We start from the raw sequence: 16,242 nt of genomic DNA on the forward strand, positions 1-16,242 counted from the left end.
GAATTTTAGATGCCCATACGGCCTGTGGCGTGGTTTTGCAGCAAAGCCGGTGTGGCTTGCGCCAGCGTGGCGCAGCCCGTCAGGGCCATGGCGATTTCCAGTTCATCACGCAGCAGGCGCAGCACATGTGCCACCCCCATTGCGCCGGCGTGGGCCAGCCCCCACAGGGCCGGGCGGCCAATGAGTACCGCACTGGCGCCCAGGGCCAGGGCTTTGAGCACGTCGGTGCCCCGGCGGATGCCCCCATCGACCAGGAGCGGCAAGGCGCCTTGCACCGCGTCGGCAATGTGGGCCAGCGCGTGCGCCGTGGCAGGGGCGGTGTCCAGCGTGCGGCCACCGTGGTTCGACACCACCAGCGCTGCTACGCCCAGCGCGGCGGCTTGGCGTGCGTCATCGGGGTGCAGTACGCCTTTGAGCAGCACCGGCAAGCGGGTGGTGGATTGCAGCCATTGCACATCGTCCCAGGTGGGGGTGTGGTGCAGCAGGCGGTCGAACAGGGCGCTTTCTCCGGGTTGCAACGGGGCTGATGGCGGTGGCGCCAGCCCGGCCAGATTGACGGCGCTGATGCCAGCAGGCAGGTGGAACAGGGCACGCCGCTCGCGGTCGCGGGCGCCGTGGGTGGGTGCGTCCACCGTCAGCACCAGCGCTTCGTAGCCAGCGGCTTCAGCGCGCTGCACCAGTTCGCGGGTAAAGCCCCGGTCGTGTTGCAGGTAGAGCTGGAACCACAGCGGGCCGTGCGCCGGGTCGGCCAGAAAGCGCTGTGCCACGTCTTCCAGTGGCGTGCTGGCCTGGGTGCTGAGCACCAGTCCGGCGCCCAACGCGGCCGCAGCAAAGGCGCTGGCGTGTTCGCCATCAGGGTGTGCCAGGTGCTGGAAAGCCATGGGGGCCAGCAAAATGGGGTGTTCCAGGGTGCGTCCCAGCAGCGTGGTACGGGTGTGCCCGCCGGCCAGGGGGCGCAAGATGCGCGGCTGCAGCACCAGCGTGTCCCAGGCCGTACGGTTGGCGCGCAGTGTGATTTCATCGGCAGCACCGCCACTGAAATACGCCCAGGCGTTGTCGTTCAGGTGCTGGCGCGCCAGTGCTTCGTGGTCGGCCAGCGCAGCCGTGCCAGGGGGGATGGCGTGCCGCTGTAGTGGGGGCACGTTTTTTATGGTCAAAATGGCCTCCGTGCCAATACTGGCGTGCGCTAGCAGCTATCTTTTTTGATGGATTTGCAGGGATGCGAAATTCAGGCGTCGGCCCACATGCGCAGCAGGTTGTGGTAGGTGCCGGTCAACCCGACCACGGGGTCGGCGTGGTCGCCGATGGTGCTGCGCAGGCGCAGCAAATCCATGTCCATGTCAAACAGCAATTGGCGCTGCTCGGTGGAGCGCACCATGCTTTGCACCCAGAAAAAGCTGGCGATGCGCGCGCCGCGCGTGACCGGGGCCACCTGGTGGACGGTCGAACTGGGGTAGAGCACCATGTCGCCCGCAGGCAGTTTGACTGCGCGCTCGCCCTGTGGCTCTTTGATTAGCAGCTCGCCGCCGTCGTAGTCTGCCGGGTCGGCCAGGAACAGGGTGCAGGAGATGTCGCTGCGCACCCATTGGTCAGGATGGCGTGAGCGCAGCACGGCGCCATCGACATGGTTGCCGTAGAAGTTGCTCTCGCCGCTGTAGCGGTTGAACAGCGGATTGAAGATTTTGTGCGGCAGGGCCGCAGAGAAAAACAGCGCATCGCGGTGCAGCGCGGCCAGCACCAGGGCGCGCAGTTGCTGCGCCTGGGTGCTGTCTTGCGCCAGCTGTTCGTTGCGCTTGGCGGCCACTGCCTGATCGCCTGCGCTGGTGCGCCCGTCCACCCAGGGTGCATCGTGGCCCAGCAGGCTGCGGGCGCTCCGGACTTCTTCGGGCGTGAGAATGTTTTTGAGGTGCAAGAACATACGGAGTCACCAGCAGGTAGCAGGGTGGGTTTGGTCGTGGACGCTTCGATCAGAAACGGGTTTTCAGGGTCAGTTGCACGGTACGGGCAGCACCCGGCGCGTAAAAACCACGGTAGAGCGTGTCGGCGTACAGCTTGTTGGTCAGGTTGGTAACGTTGAGTTTGAGCGAGGTGCGCTCGTCCACGCTGTACTCGACCATGGCATCGGCGGTGATGAAGCTGTCTGCCACCACGGCGCGCGAACCCTCGGGGTTTTGCTTGCCACGGTAGTTCAGGCCAGCGCCGATGCGCACTTGCGGGGTCACGGCGTAGGTGCTCCAGAGGCTGCCGCTGTGCTTGGGCGTCAGGCCAGGGCGATCGCCCTTGACCTGCGCGCCACCGCCATTGGCCGCCAGCACGACGTTGCTTTCGTCGATCTTGGCACTGGGAATCCAGGTGTGGTTGTAGAAGATTTCCCAGGCCGGCGTGATGCGGCCCGCCAGGTTGAACTCCATCCCGGCGGCGTGGCGCTTGCCCGACAGCAATTGCTGCTGGGCCGCGGTGTCGGGGTCGGTGTTGCGCTCGTTGTATTTTTCGCTGTAGAACGCGGCCACGCCCAGGCTGGCGCGTTTTTCAAACAGCTCGAATTTGCCGCCGATTTCAAAGTTGCGGCTTTTTTCCGCATCGGTATTGGCGGTTTTCTCGGTGCCTGCGTTCGGGTTGGAGAACTGGTAGGTATCGCCCGAGGTGTTGTACGAAGTGCCGTAAGAGATGTAGTACGAGGCGCTGTCATCGGGCTGGTAAAGCGCACCGATGCGCGGGCTCCACAGGCCATCTGAGCGCGCATGGTTCAGGTCAGCACTGCTGTAGTAGGAGGCCTTGAAATGGTCATAGCGCAGTCCACCCACCAGTTTCAGTGTCGGCGTCAAGGCCACGGTGTCTTGCGCATACAAACCGACGTTGCGTGCCTTGAAAGTGTTGAACGTGGGATTGCCACGGTTGTCGGGGCGCCAGTCACCGTTGTTGGGCGTGCCCACGGTGGTGTCCATGCCGCTGGCCGTGCCAGCAAAGTTCTGGTTGCGCTTGGCATCGTCTTCGTAGATGTCGATGCCAGCGATCAGGTCGTGCTTTTTGCCGCCCCACTGGAAGCTGTTCGTGTAATCGCTTTGTAGCTGTGTCAGGTTGCTCACCCCCACACGGCCCTTGGGAGAGCGGGTGACAACGGTGCTGCTGTTGATGTTGTCGATGGTGGTGCCTGCGCCGAAGCGGATCACGCTGGCCCACAGATCGCGCTCGTAGCGTCCATGGCGAAGGCGTGTCTTGAGTTCGCCGTTGTCGTCAAAGCGGTGAATGTGTGACAGCGTGGCGTACTGGGCCGAAGAATTCAGGTAATCGCTGTTGAGACCGTAGTAGTTTTTGGCTGGCAGCGAGGGCACGATCACGCCGTTGCTCTGAAACCAGGGGTGGTTGTAGAGCGGACGGCCCTGGATGTCGAGGTAGTACAGCCCGACCGAGAATTCGTCACGGGTGCCTACGCCCCAGCTGAAGGTGGGTGCGATACCGCGTTTTTTCTGCATGGCGCCGTGGTTGTCAGCGTTGTGCACCATGGCGTTGAGCCGGAAAGCGGCATCTTCACCCGTTTTGAAGTTGAAGTCGCCTGTCAGCCGGTGCTCTTTGCCGCTGCCCAGGGTGTAAGCGGCTTCGTGCTGGTCGATCAGCAAGGGGGCTTTGTTCACCTGGTTGACCACCCCACCCGTAGAGCCCTTGCCAAACAGCATGGAGGCCGAGCCTTTGAGCACTTCCACCCGGTCGTTGTTGAAAGTGTCGCGTTCATACAACGGTGCATCCTTCATGCCGTCGATGTAGATGTCGCCCGCCTGGCCCAGCGAGAAGCCGCGCAGACGCACATCTTCCTCGCCGGTTTCGCCCGCCTGGAAGGTCACGCCCGAGGTGGTGCGCAGGACTTCACGGAAATCGTCCTGGTTGCGGTCGGCCATCAGCCGCTCGGTGAACACGGTCACGCTTTGCGGAATGTCACGCAGCGCCTGGTTACCTTTGCCGATGGTCGTTTGCTGAACCTGCAAGGTGTCTTTGCTTTGGATTTGCGCTTTTTCGCGCACCGTCACCGTCGAAAGCGTTGCACTGGGCGCATCGCTGGTCTGTGCCCAACTTCCAACCGAGGCGGCCAGCATGAGTGCTCCCAGGGGCAGTAGCGCTTTGTCGGACGATGCGTTGACTGCCGGGGTGGTGTGCTGCGTGGCGCAGGACAGCGGTTTTTTCGGGGAGTGGGTGCGTTTCTGTGCCAATCTGGCCTCCATCGGTTGGGAATATTGCAACCGACACGGCAAAGCGTGTCGGCAGGGGCGCGAGGCAGTGGCTGTGAAACTGGCTGTGCATCGTCAAGCACGCAATGTTAAATCAAATAATAGGCGTTCTCATTTGCGTTGATGCGTCTCCACAACAAGTTGTTATGGGGCCGGGCAAAAAAAAGACCGGCAAAGCCGGCCTTGAAGCGAAAACACGCGAAAGTGCTTATTTGACGTGCTTGCCGATCAGGCCAGCCATTTCAAACATGGACACCTGGGGCTTGCCAAAAACTTCTTTCAGTTTGGCATCGGCGTTGATCATGCGTTTGTCAGATGCGTCTTGCAGGTTGTTGGCTTTGATATAAACCCACAGCTTGCTGATGATCTCGGTGCGTGGCAATGGCGCTGCACCCACCACGGCGGCCAGTGCTGCACTGGGTGTCAGGGCCTTCATGAAGGCTGCGTTGGGCGCACGCTTTTTGGCGGGAGCTGCGGCTTTTTCAACGGCGACAGTCTTGGCGGCGGGGGCGGCCTTGGCCGGGGCTTTTTTTGCAGTTGCCATCTTGGATTTTCCTTTTTTGGGAGTAGTCGGTGGAACCAGCGAAAACCTGATTCTCCACTGGCATGGTCGATGCTACTGGGAAAAAAACAGCTTTCCAAGCTGTGGATGGCTTTTTTTGTGCGTCACCTTGTCACGTCGGCTGCTGTAGCTGGCCGTGCCGTGCATGGTCAGTGGCAGGCTTGCTGGTTATTGACGATGCCTTTGAGTGCGTCAGTGCTGAGAATGCGCACGTGGCGCTGCTTGACCTCGACGATACCTTCTTCGACAAACTTGGAGAAAGTGCGGCTCACCGTTTCGAGCTTGAGGCCCAGGTAACTGCCGATTTCTTCGCGCGTCATGCGCAACACCAACTCTGATTGCGAGAAGCCCCGCGCATGCAGGCGCTGCACCAGATTCAGCAAAAAAGCCGCCAGACGCTCTTCGGCACGCATGCTGCCCAGCAGCAGCATGACGCCGTGTTCGCGCACAATCTCGCGGCTCATGATCTTGTGCACATGGCTTTGCAAGGCTGTGACTTCGCGCGAGAGTTCTTCGATGCGGTCAAACGGCATCACGCAGACTTCGGCATCTTCCAGTGCCACGGCGTCACAAGTGTGGTGGTCATTGACGATGCCATCCAGGCCTATCACCTCGCCGGCCATCTGAAAGCCCGTAACCTGGTCGCGCCCGTCTTCTGTGGCCACGCAGGTTTTGAAAAAACCGGTGCGAATGGCATAAAGCGACGTGAACGACTCACCATTGCGAAACAGCGTGCCCCCACGCTTGACCTTGCGCCGTGTGGCCACGATGTCATCAATGCGTTTGAGTTGATCGTCATTGAGGCCCAGTGGCATGCAAAGCTCTCGCAGATTACAGTTGGAGCAGGCGACTTTGATGGTTTGTGGGGTCATGTGGGCAGACACGTGTCCAGTATCAGGCTGAGGGTCAAGCGCATCAACGGCGCCAAGATGAAGGGCCATGGAAGTGCGGTGGGCGGCTGACATGTATCAAATTATCACCCATCCCTTCGGCGGTGAGTGCCAATCCGCTTTTGGGAGGCTGCTTGATCAAGGTCAAGGAGGCTGGTGGTGGTTTCCGGCACAGTGTTTCAGCACACAAGGACGTTCCAATGACCGCTGTTTCCCCTGAATTGTTGACCCGGTTTGATGTGCCCGGGCCGCGCTATACCTCCTACCCTACGGCTGATCGGTTCGTCGAGGCTTTTGGTGATGGCGATTACGTGCTCGCCCTGCAACAGCGCAGACTGGGAACCGCTGCAAAAGCGCTGCCTTTGTCTATCTATGTGCATATTCCGTTTTGTGAGTCCCTGTGCTACTACTGCGCATGCAACAAGATCATCACCAAGCACCAAGATCGTGCGGATCTGTATTTGCGCTATCTCGCACGCGAAATCGACTTGCACACGGCGCACTGCGGCAAAGGTCAGGTCGTCAGTCAGTTGCACCTGGGCGGTGGCACCCCCACTTTTTTGTCGGACGATGGCCTGCGCGACCTGATGGCGCTGCTCAAAAGCAGCTTCACGCTGGCGCCCGGTGGGGAGTATTCGATTGAAGTCGATCCTCGCACGGTAGACGCACAGCGGCTGGCGTTGCTGGCGCAGTTGGGTTTTAACCGGTTGAGCTTTGGCGTCCAAGATTTTGATCCCGAAGTGCAGAAAGCGGTGCACCGTATCCAGCCTGCTGAGCAGGTGTTTGCGTTGGTAGAGTCCGCGCGTAACTTGGGATTTGAGTCGGTCAATATTGATTTGATTTACGGATTGCCACGCCAGACCAGCGCCTCGTTTGACCGCACGCTGGCGCAGGTAGCGCAGTTGCGTCCAGACCGCATTGCGTTGTATGCCTATGCGCATTTGCCTGATCGCTTCAAGCCACAGCGGCGCATCATCAGCGCTGATTTACCCGTTGCGTCTGCCAAAGTCGGCATGTTGGCCAGTTCGCTCGATGCTTTCAGCCAAGCTGGGTACGTGTATGTGGGCATGGATCACTTTGCGTTGCCCACGGATGCACTTGCTATTGCCAAACGCCAGGGCCGTTTGCACCGCAACTTCCAAGGCTACAGCACCCAGCCCGATTGTGATTTGATTGGCCTGGGGGTGTCCGCTATTGGCCGTGTGGGCGCTACTTACAGCCAGAACGCCAAGACACTGGATGAGTACTACGACCACTTGAACCAAGGACGCTTGCCCATCGTGCGCGGGCTGGCCTTGACGCGCGACGATCTGGTGCGCCGCGCAGCCATCATGGCCTTGATGTGCCAGGGTGAGCTGTTGTTCGAGTCCATGGAGCAGGCTTGGTTGATTGATTTTCGGCAGTATTTCTCAGCGGAACTGGCGCAGTTGCAGGACATGGCCGACCAAGGGCTGGTAGTGCTGGATGCCGAGGGTGCACGCGTTACCGATATGGGCTGGTATTTTGTGCGCGGCATTGCCATGGTCTTTGACCGGTATTTGCAGGCTGACCGCAACCGTACACGGTTTTCGCGCATCATCTAGGCCTCATGCTTTTTTCTGTTGCCTGGACTGCTTTGATCATGGGGCTCGTGGGTGGGCCCCATTGTCTTGCCATGTGCGCTGCGCCGTGCAGTGTAGTAACTGGCCAAGGTGGTAGCACAGCGCCAGTAGAGCAGCCTCTGCGCCCACTATCCCGGGGGGGACAGCAACGGCGGCTGTGGGCTTACCACCTGGGCCGCTTGCTGGGATATGCCAGTGTCGGGGCTTTGGCCGCCATGGCCATGCAGAGCCTGGCCTGGTTGACGGTGCAAGCAGCTGCCTTGCGTCCAGCCTGGACGATGTTGCATGTGCTGGTGCTGGCGTGGGGCTTGATGATGGTGGCGCAGGCTCGCCAACCCGCCTGGGTAGAGTCTGCCGGGCGTGCTGTCTGGGGCCGTGTACGCCCAGTGGTGGCAGCGCCAGGGGGGGCTTTTGCTGCTGGTTTTTTGTGGTCGCTGATGCCATGCGGCCTGTTGTATTCGGCTTTGCTGGTTGCCTCGCTCAGCGGCGGAGCGCTCCAGGGTGCAGTCACCATGGCCTTGTTTGCTGTGGGCAGCGGGTTGTGGCTGTTGGCGGGGCCTTGGGTCTGGTTACGGATGCGTGACCGTCTGAATGCCAAATACGATGGTGGAGGCACGCGCCTGGCAGGGGCTTTGCTGTGCGGTGTGGCAGTGTGGGCCCTGTGGTTGGGCGCCGTCCACGGCCCCGAGCTGTGGTGCCAATGAGCGTGGGTTGGCCCACGTGCATGGTATTCAGGCTGCTGCGTAGCCTTTCCACAACATGTAAGCCGCCAGGCACAGCAGCAGGCTGGCAAAAACCCGTTTGAGTTGGCGAACTGGCAGGCGGTGCGCTGCCCGTGCGCCCAGTGGAGCCGTCAAGATGCTGCCTGTGGCAATCGCAGCCAATGCGGGGAGCCAGACATACCCCAAAGCATGATCAGCCAGCCCGGGTACCGATTGCCCCGCTACCACGTAGCCCAGCACGTTGAAAAGCGCAATCGGAAAACCCAGCGCAGCGCTGGTCGCTACGGCGTTGTGGATGGGCACGTTGCACCAGGTCATGAAGGGCACGCTGACAAAGCCCCCGCCCGCGCCCACCAGGCCCGACAGAAAACCGATGCCACTGCCTGCGGCCAATTGACCAGCGGTGCCGGGCATTTGGCGTGAGGGCGCAGGCTTGCGGTCCTTGAACATCTGCAACGCAGAAAACCCCACAAAAAGGCCAAAGAAAATCGCCAGAAAAGAGCCTTTGAGCCAGGCAAAAACCCCCAGGCTGGCAGCCAGACTGCCCAGCATGATGCCTGGCGCCAGGCGCAGCGCCAGATCCCAGCGCACGGCGCCGCGCCGGTGGTGGGCATGCACGCTCGACAAGGAGGTAAACATGATGGTAGCCATGGAGGTGGCGATCGCCATCTTGACCGCCAAATCGGGTGCCACTTGGTGCTGGCCCAAAAAGTAGGTCAGAAACGGCACCATCAACATGCCGCCGCCAATACCCAGCAGGCCTGCCAGAAAACCGGTAGCCAGACCCAGCGCCACGAGTTGGGCTATCAAAAAAGAGCTGAGCATGGAGCAGGGGCCACACAGGGGCCTGAAGAAGATGCTGGGGAGGAAATGTTGGCCCGTGGGACGTTGCGGCCCAATAGCGGCGCCAGCCCAGCGGTAAATCAGGTGTCTGCAAGTGCCGCCGGACCGGCATCCTGAACCGGGGGTTCAGGTGGGCGAGGGCAGGCTGGCGTTGGGTTCATCTGACGCGAGATGATCACGCTCACCAGCCGATGTACCAAGCCCGGGCTCAATGAGCATTGGTTCAAGGAAATATAAAGCCCGGCAGCACCGCAGACGCAGCCATTGTAGGGGTTTGGCGCGGTGTTGCAGGCGTGCAGCCGTGCCGTCGTCAGGGGTTCTGGGGTGCACCGCCCAGCGCATCGTCCAGGCGTTGTAGCAATGCGGCTATCTGCTGTTGGTGCTCTGGTGGATCGGCGGGGGGCTGTTGTGCATGTTCGGCGCCAGCGGCCTGCGCGGCGGCGCTCAGGTCGTTGGCTTCGCGGTCGGCCAGATCGAAGGCGATGTTCAGTGCCGTTAGTACCGCAATGCGCTCGCGCGAGCGCACCTTGCCTGCGTCCCGGATGCGCGTCATGGCGGTGTCCACCCGTTCCACGGCCTCAAGCAGGCGCGCTTCGCGCCCTTCGGGGCAGCCCAGCAAGTAGCTTTGCTGCATGATCTGCACCTCAATTTGCTTCATTCGGCGTCGTCTTTCGGGACAGGGGTTGCGGGCGGTGTCAGGGCCTGTACGCGCGCACGCGCCGTTTGCAGTCGCGACTTGAGGGAATCACGCTCTTGCGTGAGTGCGGCCACCTGTTGTGCCAGTTGTGCGTTGGTGCGTTGCAGCTCTGCCAGGCGCAGTAGCAGCCGCTCTACACGCTCGGCGATTTGTTCAATGGGGGGCAAAGAGGCCATGGCCGCAATTGTAGGGTTGCAGGCCAAAGCGCCGTAGAATCCGCGCCGTTGGTGCTCGCGGCGTGGTTCACAGGCCGCAGTTCAACGGGAAGCAGGGACGCGGTGCCAGTGCCAGCCACAGTCACCGTCCAGCCTGCGCTGCCCCCGCAACGGTCAGCGGCCGAATCCTTTGATTCACTCTCCATCACACAGTCACTGGGTGCCTTGAACAAGCGCCTGGGAAGGCTTTGGAGAGCGCGCCGCCAGCCCGGATACCGGCCAACACGGTGGTGGTGCGTGCCCCTGGGGGCCGTGCTGTCGTATTGCCCAATGTCGGCGGGGAAGCCGGCACGGGTCATTCTCTGCTTTGACTCCCATGAAGAATTTTCCACTCCCCGCACGCCTGGCCGTGCCCTTGAACTTGCGCCTTGGCGTGCTGGCACTGGCGGCCCTGACCGCCAGCACTGTCCAGGCGCAAGAGGGCAGCGCAACCTTGCTGGCGCAGAACCTGCGCGCACCGTCTCTGGCCGATGTGGTGGTGGCTGCCACGCGCACGCCCCAGCCCCTGGCCGATTTGGTAGCCGATGTGTCCATCGTGGACCGCGAAACCATCGAGGCCAGCGGCGCCACCGGCCTGGCCGATGTGCTGGCGCGCCTGCCCGGCGTGGAAATCTCGCGCAATGGCGGCCCTGGAACCACTACCAGCGTGTTTTTGCGCGGTGCCGAGTCGCGCTTCACGGCGGTGTATATCGACGGCGTGCGGATCGATTCGCAGTCCACGGGTGGTGCTGGCTGGGAGGCCATTCCGCTGTCGCTGATCGAACGCATTGAAGTGCTGCGCGGCCCGGCAGGCGCGGTGTATGGCTCGGACGCGCTGGGCGGTGTGGTGCAGATTTTCACGCGCCGGGGCGAAGCGGGTGTAGCGCCCTACGTGGGCGTGGGCGTGGGCAGCCGGGGCACGTACAAGATGGATGCTGGCATCAGCGGCGCCAACGGCACGCTGGACTACGCCCTGGGCATTGCACGGGATGAAAGTGATGGCTTCAACGCCCGCCCCATCGCCGGGCAAAACCCCGATGCCGATGGTTACCGCTCCACCTCCGGCAACGCGCGCCTGGGGCTGCAAATCAATGCTGCCCACCGCATCGAGGGCACGCTGCTGGCCAACGACATCAACAGCGGTTACGACAACGGCCTGGGCAAGGACGACCGCAACCAGCACCGGCTGCATGCCCTGGGCCTGCACTGGCAGGCGCAGTGGAGTGCCAACTACAAAACCCGCCTGTCCGTCACCGATGGGCGTGACCAGTATGAAACCTCGCCCTCGCCCTACCTGACCGAAACCAAGCTGCGCGGCTACCTGCTCCAGAACGAATGGCGCTATGGCGCGCACCAGTTCACCGCTGCGCTGGAGCGGCGCGAAGACCACCTCACCAACGCCCCCATTGACCGCAGCCGATCGCAAGACGCACTGGCCCTGGGATATGGCTACCAGGCCGGTGCGCACACGGTGCAGCTCAACGCGCGCCACGACTCCGACAGCGAATTCGGTGGCAAAGGCACGGGCAGCGTCTCGTATGGCTATGCCATCACGCCACAGTGGCGCGCTACGGCCTCGGTGGGCACGGCGTTCCGGGCGCCCACGCTCTACCACCGTTTCAGTGACTACGGCCTGGCATCGCTGCAGCCCGAAACCAGCCGCAATGCGGAAATCGGCCTGCGCTGGGCCCAGGGCAGCAACACCTTCTCGGTGGTGGCCTACCGCAACCGCGTGCGCAATCTGATTGCCTACGGCGCTGCGGGCAGTTGCGTTTCTCCTTGGGGCTGCTACGGCAACACCGCCCGCGCCGTTTATGAAGGCGTCACGCTGGCGGGCGCCTACCGCATCGCTGGGGTGAACCTGCGCGGCTCCATCGACCTGCAAAACCCGCGCGATACCGCCACCGGCAAGCAACTGGCCCGCCGCGCCAAGCGCCACGCCACGCTGGGCGCCGACACGCAATGGGCTGGCTGGACGCTGGGTGCCGAGGTGCAGGCATCGGGCCAGCGCTTTGACGAAGCGGCCAATACCCGGGTGCTGGGCGGCTATGGGCTGGTCAACCTGTACGCCAGTACCCGCCTGGCGCGCGACTACACCGTGCTGGTGCGCCTGGACAACCTGGCCGACAAGGACTACCAGCTGGCGCGCACCTACGCCACCGCAGGCCGCACGTTCTATGTGGGCCTGAAGTGGGCGCCCCAGTGACCTGAACCCGCAAAGCACCGCCGCACCATGACCGCCACCCCCCGCTGTCCCGCCCTGCTGATTGCCGCCCCGGCATCGGGCCAGGGTAAAACCACCGTCACGGCTGCCTTGGCACGCCTGCATACCCGCCAGGGGCGGCGCGTGCGCGTGTTCAAGTGCGGGCCGGATTTTCTGGATCCGCACTGGCACCAGCTGGCCAGCGGTGCGCCGGTTCACCAGCTCGACGGCTGGATGACCGGCCCCGCCGACATGGCCGCGCGCCTCCACGCCGCCGCGCAAGAGTCCGACCTGATCCTCATCGAAGGCGTGATGGGCCTGTTCGATGGCACGCCCAGCGCCGCCGATCTGGCCGCGCGCCTGGGTGTGCCGGTGCTGGCGGTGGTCGATGCGGCGGCCATGGCGGGAACGTTTGGCGCGCTGGTCTATGGGCTGGTGCACTACCAGCCGGGCCTGCGCTGGGCCGGTGTGCTGGCCAACCGCGTGGCCAGCCAGCACCACGCTGATTTGCTGCGCGCCGGCCTGCGCGAGCCCGCGCTGTGGCAAGGCGCGCTGGCGCGGGTGGAGCAGGGTGCGGACAAATCCCTGCTGCCCGAGCGCCACCTGGGCCTGGTGGCCGCACACGAGCTGCACGACGCCCTGGAGCGCCTGGACGCTGCCGCCGATGCGCTGGACGCCACCGCGCTGGGCCAGCGCTCCTGGGCCGACTGGCAGGATTGGGCCGTGGAGTTCCCCGCGCCCGGCCCCGACCTGGCCGCCGACGAGCCTCCCGGCCCCTGGCTGCAAGGGCGCACCGTGGCCGTGGCGCGCGATGCCGCCTTCAGCTTCATCTACCCGGCCAACCTCGATTGCCTGGAGGCCATGGGCGCGCGGCTGGCATTTTTCTCGCCGCTGGCGGGCGATGCCTTGCCAGTGTGCGATGCCATCTGGTTGCCCGGCGGCTACCCTGAACTGCACGCGCCAGCCCTGCGCGCCAACCAGACGCTGCAAGACGGCCTGCGTGCGCACATCGCCGCTGGCCTGCCCGTTTGGGCCGAATGCGGTGGCATGGTGGCGCTGTGCGAAGGCATTACCGACCGCGACGGCCAGTTCCAGCCGCTGTGGGGCCTGTTGCCCGGGCGCGCCACCTTGCAGCCGCGCCTGGCCGGGCTGGGCATGCAGCAGCTGGCCACCGACCAGGGCTTGCTGCGCGGCCACACCTTCCATTACTCGCGGCTGGACAGCGCCATGCCCGAGCTGGCGCGCAGCAGCCGCCCGGGCCAGCCCGCGCAGGCCGACAAGGGCGAAGCGCTGTACCGCCACGCCAGCGTGCAGGCCAGCTACTTCCACGCCTGGTTTGCCTCCCACCCGCGCGCCGTGGCCGCGCTGTTGGGCGCATTCGCATGACGGCCACCCCCAGCCCCATTGCCCGCAGCGAGCTGATTCTGGGCGGGCAAAAAAGCGGCAAATCGCGCCGTGCCGAATTGCTGGCGCGCGATTGGTTGGCCCAGTCGCCGCAGCACAGTGCGCTGTTGATTGCCACCGCCCAGCCCTGGGACGACGAGATGCGCGCGCGCATCCAGCGCCACCAGCGCGACCGCGCCGCGCGCGTGCCCGGTCTGGCCACCTTGGAGGAGCCGCTCGACCTGGCCGCCGTGCTCCAGCGCGAGAGCACACCGCATACCCTGATCGTGGTGGACTGCCTGACGCTGTGGCTGACCAACTGGCTGATGCCCGCCGATAGCGCAGCGCTGCCGCTGGCAGAGAATTCAGAGCCAAATCCGCCTCCAGCCCTCGCGTGGCAAGCGCAAGCAGCTCTCTTTTCAGGAGCGATTGCGCAGGCCCCTGGCCCCGTGGTGCTGGTGGGCAACGAGATTGGCCTGGGCGTCATCCCCCTGGGCCGGGAGGTGCGCGCTTTTGTCGATGCGCTGGGCCAGCTCAACCAGCAGATGGCCCAGGTGTGCGCGCGCGTCACCCTGATGGCGGCGGGCCTGCCGCTGACCCTGAAAGACACCGCATGAAGCCCACCCCGCCCAAGCGCATCCTGATCGTGGTGGCCGTGCTGCTGGGTCTGTTGCTGCTGATGTTCAGCCTGGCCAATGCGCAGCCGCTGCCGTCGGCCCAGCCGCCCGCCCCGCAGCCTGTGCGCGTCACCGACGACCGGGGGCGCACCGTGGTGCTGCCGCGCGCGCCCCAGCGCATCGTCAGTCTGCTGCCCTCGTTGAGCGAAACCGTGTGCGCGCTGGAGCAATGCCAGCGCCTGGTGGGCGTGGACCGCTACTCCAACTGGCCTGCCCACCTGACCCAACTGCCCCAGGTGGGCGGTGGCCTCGACCCCAACATCGAGGCCATCGTGGCCCTGCGCCCCGAGGTGGTGCTGATGGCCACCTCCTCGCGCGCAGCGGCGCGGCTCGAAGCCCTGGGCGTGCCCGTGGTGGCGCTGGAGCCCAAAAGCCATGCCGATGTGCAGCGCGTGCTGGGCAAGGTCGGCCAGGTGCTGGGTGTGCCAGATGCCCAGCGCGTCTGGCGCGTGATTGATGCGGGGGTGCAGGCGGCGGCGCAGTCGGTGCCGCCAGAAGCGCGCGGCGCGCGGGTGTACTTTGAGGTGAACCGGGGGCCTTACGGCGCGGGCGCCAGCTCGTTCATTGGCGAGACGCTTACCCGCCTGGGCGCGCGCAACATCCTGCCTGCCGCGCTGGGGCCGTTTCCCAAGCTCAACCCCGAGTTTGTGGTGCGCGCCAACCCCGACATCATCATGGTGGGCGCGCGCAGCGTGGAGGGCCTGGCCGAGCGCCCCGGCTGGCATGCCCTCACGGCCCTGCGCCAAGAGCGCCTGTGCGTGTTCACGCCCACCGAATCCGACGTGCTGGTGCGCCCCGGCCCGCGCATGGCCGAAGGCGCCCGCCTGATGGCCCGCTGCCTCAGTGACAAGGCGCCGCGGCCGCAGGCGCTGCGTGCCGGTGCAGCGGTGCAAGCGGGGCAGGGTGCATCCGCTGCGGCTTCTGCCAGCACGGCCCCGGGTGTGCCTGCGCGATGAGCCAGCCTCTTTCCTTGGGCGAGGGCGCCCGTGCCGAGGCCACTTCGGGCGCTAGCGCTGGTTCAGGCGCAACGTCCTGTGGTGCCAGTGCGCGTGCGCATCTGGCAAGTACGGGCGCACCGGGTGTTTCCGTCCACCCCGTGATCGTGCGCGGGCGCTGGCTGGTGTGGGTGTTGCTGGGCGCCAGCGCCTTGCTGATTCCTTTGGGCACCGCGGTGGGCAGCATGGGGCTGGAAAACCTCTGGCCTTGGCTGTGGCCGCACAGCGCCGATGCAGCCGATCCCGCCGCCAGCGCCCAGCGCGCCATGGCCTGGCAAATCGTGGCCGATATCCGCCTGCCGCGCACCCTGGGCGCGTGGATGGCGGGTGCGCTGCTGGGGCTGGCGGGTGCGGTGGCGCAGGGGCTGTTTCGCAACCCGCTGGCCGATCCGTACCTGCTGGGCAGCGCCTCGGGCGCCTCGCTGGGCGTGGCGGCGGCGCTGGCGTTGATGGGTGGGGGCAACGCGCTGGTGGGCGGCGCGGGGGCGGCGGTGGCCGTGTCGGTGTTTTCCAGCCACTGGCTGGTGCGCCTGGGGCTGACCGGGGCGGCGTTTGTGGGTGCCGTCCTGGCCGTGCTGCTCACGCTGGTGCTGGCGCGTGGCGTGCAGCACACGCTGCGCCTGCTGCTGGCGGGCGTCATCGTGGGCGTGGTGCTGGGGGCGTTCACGTCGCTGATCTTGCTGCTCTCGCCCGATGCCATGCAGGCCATGCAGGCGTTTTTGCTCGGCTCCACGGGGTTTGTGGGCTGGACATCGTGCCTGCTGATGGCGGGCGTGTGGCTGCTGTGCCTGCTGGCGGCGCTGGCGCTGTCGCGCGTGCTCGATGGGCTGGCGCTGGGCGAATCCACCGCCCACAGCCTGGGCCTGCCGCTGGCGCCGCTGCGTGCCGCGCTGGTGGCCGTGCTGGCGCTGGCCACCGGCACTGCCGTGGCGCAGACCGGATTGATCGCTTTTGTCGGCCTGGCCGCGCCGCACCTGGTGCGCGCCGTGGCCCCTGTAGCGCACCAGCGCCTGATGGTGCTGGCCAGCCTGATGGGCGCCGTGCTGCTGGCCAGCGCCGATTTGCTGGCGCGCGGCCTCATCGCCCCGCAGGAGCTGCCCGTGGGCGTGCTCACGGCGGTGCTGGGCGGCGGCTATTTGCTCTGGCTGATGCACCGGCGCACCGGGGCAGGGGGCTTGTAATGCACACCACGACTATGATTTTGATAGCTGCTGGCGCCCGCCACACAAGGGCTAGAGGTCAAAAAATCCAAAAA

Annotated in this window: 15 protein-coding genes, 1 other RNA gene and 1 riboswitch; of the genes, 7 read left to right on the forward strand and 9 right to left on the reverse strand. The window is 64.7% G+C overall.

Annotated elements, in window-relative coordinates:
• Positions 1-5 precede the first annotated feature (5 nt).
• The 5 genes from EV674_RS09960 to fnr form a co-directional block, all read right to left on the reverse strand.
• Positions 6-1,151, reverse strand: a complete 1,146-nt coding sequence (locus tag EV674_RS09960) for an alpha-hydroxy acid oxidase (protein ID WP_119013346.1) — start codon at positions 1,149-1,151, stop codon at positions 6-8.
• Between the two features lie 77 nt (positions 1,152-1,228).
• Positions 1,229-1,918 carry a Fe2+-dependent dioxygenase gene (locus tag EV674_RS09965; protein ID WP_119013313.1) on the reverse strand — a complete coding sequence of 230 codons (690 nt, stop codon included), beginning with the start codon at positions 1,916-1,918 and terminating at the stop codon, positions 1,229-1,231.
• Positions 1,919-1,967: 49 nt separating this feature from the next.
• A complete protein-coding gene (locus EV674_RS09970; RefSeq protein WP_119013347.1) occupies positions 1,968-4,088 on the reverse strand; it encodes a TonB-dependent receptor in 2,121 nt (706 codons plus the stop codon).
• 340 nt (positions 4,089-4,428) lie between these two features.
• Positions 4,429-4,764 (reverse strand): SWIB/MDM2 domain-containing protein, encoded by a 336-nt coding sequence (locus EV674_RS09975; RefSeq protein WP_119013314.1) that lies wholly within the window; start codon positions 4,762-4,764, stop codon positions 4,429-4,431.
• Between the two features lie 167 nt (positions 4,765-4,931).
• Positions 4,932-5,654, reverse strand: coding sequence for a fumarate/nitrate reduction transcriptional regulator Fnr (gene fnr, locus EV674_RS09980; RefSeq protein WP_119013315.1), 723 nt, complete (start codon positions 5,652-5,654; stop codon positions 4,932-4,934).
• Positions 5,655-5,872: 218 nt separating this feature from the next.
• Between fnr and hemN the strand changes: the two genes are divergently transcribed.
• Together hemN and EV674_RS09990 are read left to right on the forward strand one after the other, a co-directional pair.
• On the forward strand, positions 5,873-7,255 hold the full coding sequence (gene hemN, locus EV674_RS09985) for an oxygen-independent coproporphyrinogen III oxidase (RefSeq protein ID WP_119013316.1): 1,383 nt from the start codon (positions 5,873-5,875) through the stop codon (positions 7,253-7,255).
• Positions 7,256-7,260: 5 nt separating this feature from the next.
• On the forward strand, positions 7,261-7,977 hold the full coding sequence (locus EV674_RS09990) for a sulfite exporter TauE/SafE family protein (protein WP_119013317.1): 717 nt from the start codon (positions 7,261-7,263) through the stop codon (positions 7,975-7,977).
• Positions 7,978-8,004: 27 nt separating this feature from the next.
• Here EV674_RS09990 and EV674_RS09995 read toward each other — a convergent pair whose 3' ends face one another.
• The 4 genes from EV674_RS09995 to EV674_RS10005 form a co-directional block, all read right to left on the reverse strand.
• Positions 8,005-8,820: a sulfite exporter TauE/SafE family protein gene (locus tag EV674_RS09995; protein ID WP_119013318.1), complete on the reverse strand. Its 816-nt coding sequence runs from the start codon at positions 8,818-8,820 to the stop codon at positions 8,005-8,007.
• 99 nt (positions 8,821-8,919) lie between these two features.
• Positions 8,920-9,099, reverse strand: a non-coding RNA gene (gene ssrS / locus EV674_RS18015) — 6S RNA.
• A gap of 49 nt (positions 9,100-9,148) precedes the next feature.
• Entirely contained in the window at positions 9,149-9,496 is a 348-nt protein-coding gene (locus tag EV674_RS10000; protein WP_119013319.1) for a cell division protein ZapA, read from the reverse strand.
• Positions 9,493-9,711: a DUF904 domain-containing protein gene (locus tag EV674_RS10005; protein WP_119013320.1), complete on the reverse strand. Its 219-nt coding sequence runs from the start codon at positions 9,709-9,711 to the stop codon at positions 9,493-9,495. The genes EV674_RS10000 and EV674_RS10005 overlap by 4 nt, the downstream gene beginning before the upstream one ends.
• A gap of 32 nt (positions 9,712-9,743) precedes the next feature.
• A riboswitch (cobalamin riboswitch) is annotated at positions 9,744-9,988 on the forward strand.
• Positions 9,989-10,066: 78 nt separating this feature from the next.
• Here EV674_RS10005 and EV674_RS10010 point away from each other — a divergent pair.
• From EV674_RS10010 to EV674_RS10030, 5 genes are read left to right on the forward strand one after another with little or no spacing between them, the layout of a single operon-like run.
• A complete protein-coding gene (locus tag EV674_RS10010) occupies positions 10,067-11,935 on the forward strand; it encodes a TonB-dependent receptor domain-containing protein (RefSeq protein WP_119013321.1) in 1,869 nt (622 codons plus the stop codon).
• Between the two features lie 27 nt (positions 11,936-11,962).
• Complete coding sequence (locus EV674_RS10015; RefSeq protein WP_119013322.1) at positions 11,963-13,318, forward strand: cobyrinic acid a,c-diamide synthase CobB; 1,356 nt, start codon at positions 11,963-11,965, stop codon at positions 13,316-13,318.
• The gene (locus EV674_RS10020) at positions 13,315-13,932 is read left to right on the forward strand and encodes a bifunctional adenosylcobinamide kinase/adenosylcobinamide-phosphate guanylyltransferase (protein ID WP_119013323.1); all 618 of its coding nucleotides are present in this window, start codon (positions 13,315-13,317) and stop codon (positions 13,930-13,932) included. The genes EV674_RS10015 and EV674_RS10020 overlap by 4 nt, the downstream gene beginning before the upstream one ends.
• Positions 13,929-14,948, forward strand: coding sequence for an ABC transporter substrate-binding protein (locus EV674_RS10025; protein WP_119013324.1), 1,020 nt, complete (start codon positions 13,929-13,931; stop codon positions 14,946-14,948). Before EV674_RS10020 ends, EV674_RS10025 begins: the two co-directional genes overlap by 4 nt.
• Positions 14,945-16,168, forward strand: coding sequence for a FecCD family ABC transporter permease (locus EV674_RS10030; RefSeq protein ID WP_119013325.1), 1,224 nt, complete (start codon positions 14,945-14,947; stop codon positions 16,166-16,168). The genes EV674_RS10025 and EV674_RS10030 overlap by 4 nt, the downstream gene beginning before the upstream one ends.
• Positions 16,169-16,242: the final 74 nt, after the last annotated feature.

Source organism: Simplicispira metamorpha, from assembly GCF_004341365.1.
Lineage (GTDB): Bacteria > Pseudomonadota > Gammaproteobacteria > Burkholderiales > Burkholderiaceae_C > Simplicispira > Simplicispira metamorpha.